Annotated in this window: 12 protein-coding genes; 8 read left to right on the top strand and 4 right to left on the bottom strand. The window is 66.2% G+C overall.

Annotation, left to right across the window (positions count from 1 at the left end; all coding sequences use genetic code 11):
• Positions 1-14: 14 nt before the first annotated feature.
• The 4 genes from purU to ACIQ0W_RS01155 form a co-directional block, all read right to left on the bottom strand.
• Positions 15-863: a formyltetrahydrofolate deformylase gene (gene purU, locus ACIQ0W_RS01170; RefSeq protein ID WP_396641155.1), complete on the bottom strand. Its 849-nt coding sequence runs from the start codon at positions 861-863 to the stop codon at positions 15-17.
• Between the two features lie 31 nt (positions 864-894).
• Positions 895-1,701: a methylenetetrahydrofolate reductase gene (locus ACIQ0W_RS01165; RefSeq protein ID WP_396641154.1), complete on the bottom strand. Its 807-nt coding sequence runs from the start codon at positions 1,699-1,701 to the stop codon at positions 895-897.
• A gap of 177 nt (positions 1,702-1,878) precedes the next feature.
• Positions 1,879-2,424 (bottom strand): MarR family winged helix-turn-helix transcriptional regulator, encoded by a 546-nt coding sequence (locus tag ACIQ0W_RS01160; RefSeq protein WP_100814689.1) that lies wholly within the window; start codon positions 2,422-2,424, stop codon positions 1,879-1,881.
• Between the two features lie 107 nt (positions 2,425-2,531).
• Positions 2,532-4,016, bottom strand: coding sequence for an aldehyde dehydrogenase family protein (locus tag ACIQ0W_RS01155; protein ID WP_396641065.1), 1,485 nt, complete (start codon positions 4,014-4,016; stop codon positions 2,532-2,534).
• Positions 4,017-4,296: 280 nt separating this feature from the next.
• Between ACIQ0W_RS01155 and ACIQ0W_RS01150 the strand changes: the two genes are divergently transcribed.
• The 8 genes from ACIQ0W_RS01150 to ACIQ0W_RS01115 all read left to right on the top strand — a co-directional run bounded on the left by ACIQ0W_RS01150 (position 4,297) and on the right by ACIQ0W_RS01115 (position 12,676).
• Entirely contained in the window at positions 4,297-5,175 is an 879-nt protein-coding gene (locus ACIQ0W_RS01150; RefSeq protein ID WP_100814690.1) for a transketolase, read from the top strand.
• Positions 5,175-6,140 (top strand): transketolase family protein, encoded by a 966-nt coding sequence (locus ACIQ0W_RS01145; protein ID WP_051513503.1) that lies wholly within the window; start codon positions 5,175-5,177, stop codon positions 6,138-6,140. Before ACIQ0W_RS01150 ends, ACIQ0W_RS01145 begins: the two co-directional genes overlap by 1 nt.
• Before the next feature lie 32 nt (positions 6,141-6,172).
• On the top strand, positions 6,173-7,243 hold the full coding sequence (locus tag ACIQ0W_RS01140; RefSeq protein WP_396641064.1) for a zinc-binding dehydrogenase: 1,071 nt from the start codon (positions 6,173-6,175) through the stop codon (positions 7,241-7,243).
• Positions 7,240-8,769 (top strand): sugar ABC transporter ATP-binding protein, encoded by a 1,530-nt coding sequence (locus ACIQ0W_RS01135; RefSeq protein ID WP_396641063.1) that lies wholly within the window; start codon positions 7,240-7,242, stop codon positions 8,767-8,769. Before ACIQ0W_RS01140 ends, ACIQ0W_RS01135 begins: the two co-directional genes overlap by 4 nt.
• The gene (locus tag ACIQ0W_RS01130; RefSeq protein ID WP_051513498.1) at positions 8,766-9,755 is read left to right on the top strand and encodes an ABC transporter permease; all 990 of its coding nucleotides are present in this window, start codon (positions 8,766-8,768) and stop codon (positions 9,753-9,755) included. The genes ACIQ0W_RS01135 and ACIQ0W_RS01130 overlap by 4 nt, the downstream gene beginning before the upstream one ends.
• 85 nt (positions 9,756-9,840) lie before the next feature.
• A complete protein-coding gene (locus tag ACIQ0W_RS01125) occupies positions 9,841-10,833 on the top strand; it encodes a sugar ABC transporter substrate-binding protein (RefSeq protein WP_157811359.1) in 993 nt (330 codons plus the stop codon).
• A gap of 120 nt (positions 10,834-10,953) precedes the next feature.
• The gene (locus ACIQ0W_RS01120; RefSeq protein ID WP_100814692.1) at positions 10,954-11,736 is read left to right on the top strand and encodes an SDR family NAD(P)-dependent oxidoreductase; all 783 of its coding nucleotides are present in this window, start codon (positions 10,954-10,956) and stop codon (positions 11,734-11,736) included.
• A 10-nt stretch (positions 11,737-11,746) separates the two neighbouring features.
• Positions 11,747-12,676 carry a sugar phosphate isomerase/epimerase gene (locus ACIQ0W_RS01115; RefSeq protein ID WP_100814693.1) on the top strand — a complete coding sequence of 310 codons (930 nt, stop codon included), beginning with the start codon at positions 11,747-11,749 and terminating at the stop codon, positions 12,674-12,676.
• The last annotated feature ends 14 nt before the right edge of the window (positions 12,677-12,690 follow it).

Genomic DNA, 12,690 nt, shown 5'->3' with positions numbered 1-12,690 from the left:
GCTCGCGGGTTGGGTTAGAAAACGATGGTGTGGTTGCCGTGCCGGATGACGCGATCGTCGGCGTGCCATTCGACGGCGCGCGAGAGAACCGCGCGCTCGACGTAGGCACCGCGTGCCTGCAGGTCCCCGGCGCTATGCGCGTGGGTCACCCGGGCGACGTCCTGCTCGATGATCGGGCCCTCGTCGAGGTCCTTGGTCACGTAGTGGCTGGTCGCACCGATCAGCTTCACTCCGCGCTCCTTGGCCTTCTTATAGGGCCCCGCGCCGATGAAGGCGGGGAGGAACGAGTGGTGGATGTTGATCACCGGGACGCCGACGTCGTTGATGAAGTCGTCCGACAGGATCTGCATGTACCGCGCCAGCACCACGAAATCGACGTTCCCGGCCAACAGGCGCACGATCTCGGCCTCGGCGGCCGACTTGTCCGGCCCCTGTGACGGGACGTGGAAGAACGGGATGCCGAACGAGCGCACGTCATCCGCCGTGTTGGTGTGGTTCGAGATCACCATCGGGATCGTGACGTTCAGCTCGCCGCGGCGGTGACGCCACAGCAGCTCGAGCAGGCAGTGGTCGGATGTCGACGCGAGGATCGCCATCCGCTTCGGCACCGAGCGGTCGGTGAGGTTCCACTCGAGGCCGAGCGGCGTGATCGTCTCGGTCAGATCCGCCGAGATGTCATCGAACGCCGCCGTCAGGTTGGGGCGGTGGAAGACGACGCGCTGGAAGAACGCGCCGCCGTTCGCGTCGTCCGAGTACTGATCCAACGAGACGATGTTGCCCTCGTTACGGGTGATCAGGGCCGAGACGGCCGAGACGATCCCCGGCTGATCCGGCCCGTGGACGATCAGGCAGGCCTGATCCATCCGGGCTGCGATGTGCGTGCTCACAGTGTCCTCAGCTCATTCCGTCGACGTACTGGTGTGCCCAGTCTGCCGTGGCCTTGAGCCCACCGAAGGTGTAGAAGTGCAGTTTCACCTCGCCCGAGGCGGGGTCCGCGGCGAGCAGTGCCGACAGGTCCGTGACGAACTTGTCGGGGCCGGCGGTACCCATGAGGTTCGTGAGCGAGAAGCCGTACTTCTTCACGATCATCGCGTTCGCGCCGACGCCGAAGCGGCGGGCGAAGTTGATCAGGCGCTTGATGCCGGCGGGGCCGGGAGTGCCGATGCGGATCGCCGATTCGATGCCACGGCTGCGAACGCCCTGGACCCACTCGATCACCGGGTCGGTGTCGAAGGCGAACTGGGTGAGGATCGTCGCGTCGAGGCCCTGTTCCTTGAGGGCGGCCGACTTGTCCTCGAGGTGACGCCAGAGCACGTCCTTCGCGATGTCGGGGTGGCCCTCGGGGTAGCCGGCGATCGAAACTTCCTTGACGCCGTACTTCTGCAGGAGGCCGGTCTGGATGACCGACAGCGAGTCGGGGTACGGGCCCTCGGGCTCGGCCGGGTCGCCGCCGACGGCGAAGACGCTGTCGGTCGCGCCGACTTCCTGCAGGCGGCCAAGGAACTCCTCCAGCTGGTCCTGCGACGACAGGCGGCGGGCCGAGATGTGCGGGACCGGGATGAAGCCCATGTCGCGGACGGCCTTCGAGGCGGTGACCCGCATCTCGAGGTCCTCGTTGCCGAGGAACGTGACGTTGATCTTCGTGCCGGCGGGGATGGAATCCTTCGCCTCGATGAGGCCCGGGACATCCTTGCCGGTCATCTCGAGGGAGTAGTTGCTGACCAATTCCAAAGCTGCGGCCTTATTGACCGGCTGAGTAGAACGTGACACTGATCGAGGTCCTTTCCGCTCTCAGTACGGAACGCGTCTTCGCGCTTCCTGTCTGCGACATTACCTATCTACATAGGGAATGTCCAGAGGGAAATCGGATGCGTCGGCTCAGGCGCGTTCGTTCCGTGCGGCCGATGCGACGCCGGCCTCACTCTCGAGGGTCATGAGCGCGCGGGTTTCTTTCAGCATCGCGAGCAAGAGATCGTTGAGTTGCGTGATCTGTGCGGGCTCGAGGTGGGAGAGGACGATCTCCTGCCCGCGCAGCGAGACGGGCATCATGAGATCGTGCATCTCGGCACCGGCACGCGTCAGGAACATCGGCCGCGACCCGCGGGGACCGTCCGAGAGTTCGATCAGTCGGCGGTCGGTGAGCACACCGACGCTCTTCGAGACGACCGCCTTGTTCATCGAGGTGAATTCTGCGACGTCCGTAGCCGCCATCCCGGGTCGCAGCCCGAGTGACGAGATGACGCGCCAGTCGTTCGTGCCGAGCCCGAAGCGTCGACGAAGCTCGTGGGACTCCCGCCAGACGAGCGCGTTGGAGAGCAACGCAAGCAAGCGCGGGGTGAAGTGATCGGGGTCGATGGAGTTCGGCAATGGATCAGTGATCAGTCCGGACTCTCGCCCAGCACCGGTCTGCGGCACGTCCGTCATCGCTGTCCTTTCGTGTCATCGGTGCGGAGAGCAGCACTACTCGGGAGATACGCGTCGGCGCGGCATCCGATGTCCTGAGAATCCGGATGCCGCGCCGAAACGATCGCTCAGTGCGCCATCTGTGCGAGAGCCTCGGGGTCGATGACCCCGATCGACCGGGTGTCCTGGAACGCCCGAATGCCCTCGATACCCTGTTCGCGCCCGATGCCCGACTGCTTCATGCCGCCGAACGGGGCGCGCAGGTCGAGCCGCGTTGCTCCGTGATCGTTGACGAAGACGTATCCGCAAACCAGCTGGTTGCCGATACGCGTCGCGGTGGCCGGGTCGGCCGTCCAGACGCTGCCGCAGAGTCCGCCCCAGGTGTCGTTGGCGACGTGGACGGCCTCCTCTTCGGTGTCGAACGGGATGATCGGGATGACCGGGCCGAACTGCTCCTGCGTCACGACCCGCAGTTCCGGGTCGGGGTCGACCACGATCGCGGGGCGCAGGAAGTTACCGCCGGCGAGGTCGCCGCCGGGCAGCTCCCCGAATTCGAGCACGGTCGCGCCGGAGTCCTTGGCCTCTTCGATGATCTCCTCGACGAACGCCTTCTGCACCGGGGAGTGGAGCGGACCCATCGTGGTGCCCTCGTCGAGCCCGTAGCCGATGACGGCCTTCTCGAGTCGTGCCGACAGACCGTCCACCACCTCCTGCATCCGGGAGCGGTGCACGTAGATGCGCTTGGCATTCATGCAGATCTGGCCCGTGGAGTCGAAGATCGCCGCGTACAGCCGGTCGAGGTGCACGTCGTCGATGATGGCGTCCTCGGCGAAGATCGCCGCGTCGTTGCCACCGAGCTCGAGCGTCACGCGGGTCAGCGACTTCGCCGCCATCTCCATGATCCGCTTGCCACCGTTGACGGACCCTGTGAAGCAGACCTTCGCGATGTCCGGGTTCTGGATGAGAGCACCCATGTTCTCGTCCTTGCCCGTCACGACGTTCAGCACACCCGCGGGAAGCTTCTCAGCCACCCGCTGCACGACCCGGGTCGTCGCCAGCGGCGCCGAGGGCGGTGGCTTGACGATCACGGTGTTTCCCGCGAGGAGAGCGTGCGGGAGGGAGGCCGCGAGGATCGCGATCGGCCAGTTGAACGGCACGATGATGGTCACGACCCCGAGCGACTGGTACGACACCTCGGTCGTGACCGGGATACCGGGAACGACGGGGAGCGTCTTGCCGGCGTCGACCTCGTCGGCGATCATGAGCGCGAGATTCCAGCGGATCTCGAACACCAGGGCGTCGACCCAGGACTCCATACGGATCTTGCCGTTCTCCTGCGACAGGATTGCGGCATCGGTGTCGCGATCGTCCGCGATCCCGGCGATGGCGTCGGCCATCTGGCGCGCGCGCTCGGCGGTCGACAGGGCCGACCAGGCCGGGTACGCCGCCTTCGCGGCCGCAACGGCATCGGCGACATCGGCGGCGGAAGCTGCGGCAGCCTCGCCCACGACGACTCCGGGCTTCGCCGGGTCGGCGACCGAGATCGTCTCCGCTGTCTGCCGTTCCTGGCCACCGATGAACAGTCCTGTACGGACGGGGGCTTCAGTACTCAACGTGTCGGACAAGCCGACCACCCACCTCTCTGTGTGTTTGTCGAACAAAAGCGTGCTGCCTTCACCTGCGCCATGATGGCACGGGTTTCGGGTGTCGGTCTCAGGTTTCATGAAGTCGTCTTCGACCTTCCTGAAGTTTACCTCCATTCTTGTTTACCTGTAAATGAGTTCGTGCTAACGTCTCCCAGGTCAGCCCCCCTCGGGCCCGGCTGACACGGTCGATGGCGACGCAGATGTGCTGCACGCATCGACATCCATGTCATCAAAGAGGAGGCAGAGGATGGTTCGAGAGAGCCTTGTTCCCGTGGGCGAACGCCGCGATGTGGCGCAGCTGGAGGATCTCGCATTCGAGCTTCGCCAGAAGCTGCTGCACCTGTGCGGCACGTACGAGGGTGCGGTGCACATCGGCGGGGACCTGTCGTCAGCGGACATCTTCACCGCGCTGTTCGAGTACGGGTTGACGGTCGATCCGACCGATCTCACCAACCCGTCCCGCGACCGCTTCGTGCTCAGCAAGGGGCACGCGGCCGTGGCGATGTACATCGCGATGGCGATCCGCGGCTTCTTCTCGTACGACGGAATCGTCGACACGTACGGACAGCTCGACAGCGCCTACGGTATGCACCCCTGCAAGGTTCAGCTTCCGGGAGTGGAGGCGTCGACGGGTTCGCTCGGTCACGGCCTGCCGCTCGCGGTCGGGATGGCGCTCAGCGCCCGCGGCCGTGGCGAGAGCCATCGCGTCGTGACCCTGATGGGTGACGGCGAGACCGGCGAAGGCTCCGTCTGGGAGGCGGCGCTCGCCGCCAGCTCGAACAAGCTCGGCAACCTCGTCGCCTTCATCGACCGCAACCGACAGCTCATGACGAGCTTCGACGAGGAGCGCGTCACGCTCGAGCCCTACCCCGAGAAGTGGGCCGCGTTCGGATGGAACGTCATCCACATCGACGGTCACGACATGGGGGCGCTCGTCGGCGCGATCGACAGTCTTCCCGCAACCGATAGCAAGAAGCCCACCGTTGTCATCTGCGAGACGGTCAAGGGCAAGGGCGTCGACTTCATGGAGCGCAACCTCGCGTGGCACGCGGGATCGCTCGGCGCCGCCGACCTCGAGCGCGCCATGGCCGCGCTCTCCGCCAGCCGCGTTAAGGAGTCCGTCTGATGCCCGTTACGTTCACATTCGGCGAGTTCCTCGGTGCTCGCTCCGTCATCGGCACCACGCTCGCCGAACTCGGCGACGAATACCCGAACCTCTGGGTCCTGACCCCCGACATCGGGGCCACCCTCGTGGAGTTCCGCGACAAGTTCCCCGAGCGCTTCCTCGACGTGGGCCTCGCCGAGCAGGCGTGCGTCGGCATCAGCGCGGGCCTCGCTTACGACGGCAACATCCCCGTGGTCTCGGGCATGCTCCCGTTCCTCTCCATGCGCGCGCTCGAGCAGATCCGCACCGACGTCTGCTACCCGAACCTGCCCGTGAAGATCATCGGCACGCACGGCGGTCTCGTTGGCAACGGCGGCTCGACGCACTACGCCGTCGAGGACCTCACCCTCATGGGTGCGCTCACCAACATGACGGTCACCTCGATCGGTGACCCGCTGATGGTGGGCGAGGTGTTGCGTCAGTCCATGACGATGACGGGACCGCTCTACATCCGCCTCGCCGTCGGCAAGAAGGACAAGGTCCTCTACGAACCCGGCACGCAGGACATCCGCATCGGCAAGGGCATCATCGCCCGCGAAGGCACCGACGCGACGATTTTCACGCACGGCACAACCGTCGCCCAGGCCCTGGACGCCGCGGACGAACTGGCCAAGGACGGCCGCTCCATCCGCGTCGTCGACATGTGGACGCTGAAGCCGATCGATGAAGAGCTCATCATCCGGTCGGCCGCCGAGACCGACGGCCGGTTCATCGTGCTCGAGGACCACCTCGCGTACGGTGGGCTCGCCACCCGCATCGCCGACGTCGTCACCGACAACGGTGTTCACCTGACGGCCTTCGAACGCCTGGGCATCCCCCAGGTCTACGCCGGCTTCGGCGAGGACGAGCAGCTGCGCGATAAGCACGGGTATGGCCTCGAGGCGACGATCGCAGCGATCCGACGCGTCATCGCCGCGAAGCGCTGACGGACATCCTCGAATCCACTCAACGGAGAGTCATGAGAACAGTAGCCGTCACCAAGATCGGCAGCCTTCGGGATCCTGACGCGGATGCCCGCGGCCGCATCGGCGTCGTGGATTTTCCCGAGCAGCCGCTCGGACCCGAGGACGTCCGCATCCGCGTCGCGTACGCCGCCATCTGCGGGTCTGACCCGCACCTCGCCGAGGGATTCTTCGGCACCGATGTTCCGATCGGCCTCGGCCATGAGATCTCGGGCGTCATTGAAGAACTGGGCGAGCGCGCGCATCGCAACGGGCTGCGCGTGGGCGACCGGGTCGCGGGAAACTTCCTGCGGTTCTGCGGCACCTGCCGGCCGTGCCAGGAGGGGCGCCAGCAGTTCTGCGAGAACATCCAGGAGTACAACCGACCCGGCATGGCCGAGAGCGTGACGTGGCACGAGTCGCAGGTGTACCGGCTGCCCGACGATGTGTCGCTGCTGCAGGGGTGCATTCTCGAGCCGACCTCGGTCGCCGTGCGGATCGCGGACAAGACGCGGATCCGCGTCGGTGATCGCGTGGCGATCTGCGGCGGCGGACCGATCGGTCAGCTCACGCTCCAGGTCATGAAGATGTACGGTGCCACGTCGCTCACGATGATCGAGCCGATCGAAGGTCGTCGCGACATGGCCCTCCGCCACGGCGCCGAGCACGTCATCGACCCGGTCGGTGAGAACCAGTTCGAGCGCGCCGACGCCATCACCTCCGGCCGAGGATACGACATCGTGATCGATGCTTCGGGGTCGCCGCGCGCTGTGCAGGGTTTGCTCGACATTGCGGCCAAGGGCGGCACGGTGATCTACGGCGCGATGTATCCGGCCGAGTTCGCGATGCCACTCAACCTGTCGGACTACCTGTACCTGAAAGAACTGACGCTCACGGGTATCTTCGTGTCGCCGTACGCGTTCCCACGGGCGCTGCAGGTCCTGCCGCACCTCGATGTCGACGAGCTCACCGCCGCGGTTTTCGACCTCGATGATGCACCCGCCGCGTTCGAGGCGCACATGAGCGGCGCACATCCCAAGGTCGTCATCCGCTGCAACGATCTCGACGCCGCCGGGAGTGCGTCATGACGTCGGTCGGGGACGCGGCGGTCGCGACCGACGTGCTGCCCGCTCTCGAGGCGATCGACATCGCCAAGAGCTTCGACGGCGTGCATGCCCTGAAGGGCGTGAGCTTCTCGGTCCAGCCGGGCGAGATCCACGCGCTCCTCGGTGAGAACGGCGCCGGTAAGTCCACGCTCATCAAGGTGGTCACGGGTCTGTACGCCCCGGACTCCGGTCAGATCAGACGAGAAGGTGAAGATGTCGTCTTCGCCAACGTGCGGGCCGCCCACAAGGCCGGCATCGTCGCGCTCTATCAGGAGCTTTCGATCGTTCCGACGACCTCGGTCGCGGAGAACGTCCTTCTGGGGGAGCAGCTGCCGAGCCGCGCCGGCATCGTCAACGGGCGCGCTCTGCGTCGTCAGGCGCGAGAGCAGCTCGACCGACTGAACCAGAAGATCTCGATGCGTAAGCTCGCCGGTGACCTCTCGCCGGTGCAGCAGACGATGGTCGCCGTGGCTCGTGCGCTCGCGACGGACGCGCGCGTGCTCATCCTCGACGAGCCGACGGCGTCGCTCACCGATACCGAGATCCGCGAGGTATTCACGGTCCTGCGCTCGCTTCGCGACGAGGGCGTCGCGATCGTCTACGTCTCGCACCGCCTCGAAGAGGTCTTCGAGCTGTGCGACCGTCTCACGATCATGCGTAACGGCGAGACGATCACGACGAAGGATGTCGCGGACACCACCATCGGAGAGGTCATCTCGACCATGGTCGGCCGGAACGCCGACTCGCTCTATCCCGAGCGGGGGAAGACCTCGACCGAGGTCACTCTCGTTGTCGAGGGGCTGGACGGCCGGCGCGTCACGGATGTCTCCTTCACCGCGCATAAAGGCGAGGTACTGGGAATCGGAGGGCTGGCAGGCTCCGGACGGAGCGAATTGCTGCGGATCCTCGCGGGCGCGCAGGCCTCGAAGGCGGGCACGATCACCGTGGGTGGACAGGTCATTCCGCGCCGTGCGGGCGTCGGACGAGTCCTCGCCGCCGGCGTCGCGCTCGTGCCGGAGGAACGCCGCAGCCAGGGTGTGCTTTTGGGCTCGTCGATCCAGGACAACATCGCGCTCGCCAACATCTCATCGGTGAGTCGACTCGGCTGGGTGTCGCGGGGGCGAATCGCTGAGATCGCCAAGCGCGGCATGGCAGACCTGCAGATCAAGGCGCGGAGCGCCCGCCAGCCGGTCGGCGAACTGTCCGGCGGGAACCAGCAGAAAGTGGTTCTCGCCAAGATGCTCGCGCGCAAACCGCAGGTTCTGCTCATGGATGAGCCCACCCGCGGTATCGATGTCGGCACCAAGGCCGAGATCTACCGCCTCATCCGCGAACTCGCCGCCACCGGCACGACGGTGATCGCGGTCAGCTCCGAGCTACCAGAACTCATCGGGATGTGCGATCGAATCCTGATCATGCACGAAGGCTCGATCGCGGGCGACGTGCCCGCCGAAGGCGCCGACGACGAACTCCTCCTCTCTTACGCATACGGAAGGTCCACATCATGACAGTTCAGAAGGAGCCGACGCGGACCGGGACGATCATGGCCCAGCAGTCGCGCACGGCCGGCAGGGTCCTCATCCAGAGCGGCACGGTCGTCGCCCTCATCCTGTTGATCATCTTCTTCTTCGCGATGCGGCCCGAGACGTTCCTGTCGTTCGTGAACATCCGAAACATCCTGTACCAGATCTCGATCCTGGCGATCATCGCCGGGGCGCAGACGATCGTCATGGTGCTCGGTGACTTCGACCTGTCGGTCGGCGCGACATCGAGTCTTGCCGGTGCGGTCACCTCGGTGATGCTTCTCGACGAGAACTCCATGCCCGTGGCGATCGGGGCGGGCCTGGCGGTGGGGATCCTCGTCGGGTTGGTCAACGGAGTGCTCATCGCATATCTCAATCTTTCGGCGTTCGTAGCGACGCTTGCCACAATGACCTCGGTGATCGGCCTCGCGTACCTCGTCACCGGGGGAACGACGGTGTTCGGGATGCCGGCAGAGTTCAACGCGCTCGGGCAGGGACGCTTCCTGAACGTGCCCCTTCCCGTCTACTTCGCGGTGGCGATCTCGATCATCATCTGGGCGCTGCTGCGGTTCACGACACTCGGACGCCGCCTGCACGCCATCGGCGGCAACGTCGAGGTCGCGCGGCTCTCGGGTGTCAACGTGCGGTGGGCGCGCCTGCTCGCGTTCACGATGGCCGGCTTCGTGTCGGCGATCGGCGGAATTCTGCTGGCCGCTCGCCTCGGAAGTGCCGCAGCGGAGCAGGGCGGCGACAACACGCTGTTCTCGGTCGCGGCGGTCTTCCTCGGCATGACCGTGATCCGGTCAGGTGCCGCCAACCTCGGCGGCACGATGATCGGCGTCGGCATCATCGGCGTCATGAGCAACGGCCTGAACATCCTCGGCGTGAACGCCTATGTGCAGCAGGTGGTGACCGGACTCATCATCATCCTCGCCGTCGTCCTGTCCGGCCTCAAGACGCGGGAGCGATAGCAACGCTCCCACGGGCCTCGCGACCCGTTTTTCGCGGGGCCATCAATCCCTCACAACCAGCGCAATCACACAAAGGAGTAGATACGTGCGTACACAATTCAAGGTGGTGGCTGCTTTCGCAGCCGCTGCAGTCCTCGCTCTCACCGGCTGCTCGGGCGGAGGCTCCGGCGACAACACCGGCGGCGGTGGCGAGGACGACCCCTTCAAGGTCATCGCGTTCACCTCGGGCAACCAGACGCCGGTCGGCGCCTGGTGGGTCAAGGCCGTCACGGCCAAGGCCGAAGAGCTCGGCTGGGATCTCACGATGATCCAGGGCGACTTCGACTTCCAGAAGATGAACCCGGCTGTCGAGAGCGCCATCGGTCAGGGCGCCGACGTCATCCTCGACGGGTACACCGACGTCTCGTCGATCGGGTCGATCGTGACCGCGGCCCAGGATGCCGGCATCCCCATCTTCTCGATGGACGCCGGAACTGAGCCGACCGACGCCTTCGCCACCAACATCACGACGAACCAGCAGCAGATCGTCGACATCACCGTCGATGCAATCGGCGAGGACATCGGCGGTCTGGAAGGCAAGACGGTGATGGTCATCGGCCACGACCCGCACGCCGGCATCCGCCAGCGCTCGGGCTTCGCGGTCGAGGCGTTCGAAGCCGCGGGTGCCACGGTTGTCGGCGGTGAACCGCAGCAGGTGACGAACCCGGCGACGGGTCGTACCGAGGCGCTCAACTTCGTCACGGACTACCTCTCCGCCAACCCCGACGGCCTGGACGCCGTCTGGGCCGGCTGGGACGACGCGGCGCTCGGTGCTGCTCAGGGCCTGTCCGAGTCGGGATCCGATGCACCCGTCACGGGTGTCGACGCTCTGGCCGAGACGCTCGCGGCAATCGAGGCCGGCGGCAACATGCTCGCCACGATCGATCAGCCCTGGCCCGTCGTGCTCGACATGTTGATGGAGGACGTCCTGGCCTACCAGGAGGATGGCACGATGCCCGCCGAGAACTTCGTCGCCGTCGACGTCACGCTCGTCACGGTCGACAACGCGGCCGACACCACCCCGTCCGACCAGCTCTAACGCTCGACCGCTGTGCCCGCGGGGGCGGGTGCTCCGGCATCCGCCCCCGCACCATTCACTTCCGCCGATCCAACGATGACCGGATCTGCGAATCCATACACTCGAAGAAGAGGAATACCCATGCGTCTCGACGGAAAAGTCGCGCTCATCACCGGTGGCGCCAGCGGCATCGGTCTCGCCACGGTTCGGAAGTTCGTCCGTGAGGGCGCGAATGTCATGATCGCCGACATCAACCAGGCGCAGGCGCAGGCCGCCGCGCAAGAGATCGCGAGTGAGGGTTTCGAGGGCAGTGTCGCCGCCGTCGGAGTCGATGTCTCGGTCTTCGCCGAGGTCGAGGCCGCCGTCGCCCGCGCGGTCGAGGTCTTCGGCAAGCTCGATGTGATCTTCAACAACGCCGGCATCGCGGGCGGCAAGCCTCTTCTCGACCATGACCCCGCCGTCGACTACGCACCCATGATCCGTGTCGACCAGGACGGCGTCTACTACGGCATCCTGGCCGCCGGTCGGCAGTTCCGCGACCAGGGCACGGGTGGCGTGATCATCAGCACCTCGTCGATCTATGGCGAGCAGGCCGCCGAGCTCTCGTTCACCTACAGCGCCGCAAAGGCCGCCGTCATCTCGTTCACGCGCTCGGCCGCGTATGAACTGGCCGAGTTCGGCGTGCGTGCCGTCGCGATCACCCCGGGCCGCGTGGGCACGGCCATCATCAACCAGTTCAGCGACGAGCTGAAGGCGACGTTCGCCGCCGAGCAGCTGCGCAACAAGATGACCGAGCCCGAAGAGATCGCGAACGTCGTGGCATTCCTGGCGTCCGACGAGGCGAATGTCATCAACGGCACCGTCGTGAGCGTGGACGACGGGTACTCGGTCTTCAAGCAGCGGCTCAACCTGCCGACCTTCTGAGGCCCGGACCATGAGCCTCGACGCAGAATCCGCGCCCCCTGACCTCGACGTCGCCTGCCACCTCAACGTGGTGCTCGCGGATGTGGCGTCGGACCTGTTGCCCGCGGCACTCGACGCGCTCGTCGAGGCCGGCTACCGCCGGGTGGTCCTGCCACCCCTCGATCCCGAATCGATCGATGTCGCCGGCCTCGCGCGCGTCTTCGCGGCGCGCGGCATCGCTCCGATCACGATCGCGGGACAGCTGCCCGGAGCGGATGTCTCGTCCGACGACGCCGACGAACGTGCCGCGGGCGCCGCAGCCCTGCGCGCTGCCGTTGAGCTGACCGCCGCGCTCGGCGGCGATCAGATGAACGGTGTCCCATACGGGCTGTTCGGGTCGCCGACGGGCCCCACGCCTGAGTCCGCGCTCTCGCGCTCCGCGGTCGAGGTGGGCCGGGTCGCCGACTACGCGCACGAGCGCGGCATCACGATGACGTTCGAGGTGCTCAATCGCTACGAGACGTCGGCGATCAACACCGCCGCCCAGGCGATGCGGTACGTCGAGGCGAGCGGTTCCGAACACCTCGGCATCCATCTCGACACCTTCCACATGGCGGTCGAAGAGGGGGACCTCGCCGAAGCGATCACGCTGGCGCTTCCGCGGCTCGGCTACCTCGAGCTCGGCCAATCCGGGCGCGGCGGGCTCTCCCGCGGCGCGGTCGATGTACCCGAGCTCGTCCGCCACGCTTTCGATAGCGGATACACAGGCCGCCTGGGTGTTGAAGCGTTCTCACGCGAGGTACTCTCGCCCGGGGCGAGCGACATGCTCGCGATCTGGCGGGCACCGTACCTCGACGGTGTGGGGCTCGCGCAAGACGCCATGCGGGTCATCCGCCGCGGCTTCGCACTCAGTACCGAGGGGCGCCGCGCGGCGCGACTCGCTCGGCTCTCTCACGAATAGATCGACGAAGGCTC

This window comes from Microbacterium sp. (genome assembly GCF_044340635.1).
Taxonomy (GTDB): Bacteria; Actinomycetota; Actinomycetes; order Actinomycetales; family Microbacteriaceae; genus Microbacterium.
The sequence above is the reverse complement of the archived record's forward strand: the minus strand, read 5'-3'. Positions and strand labels throughout refer to the sequence as shown.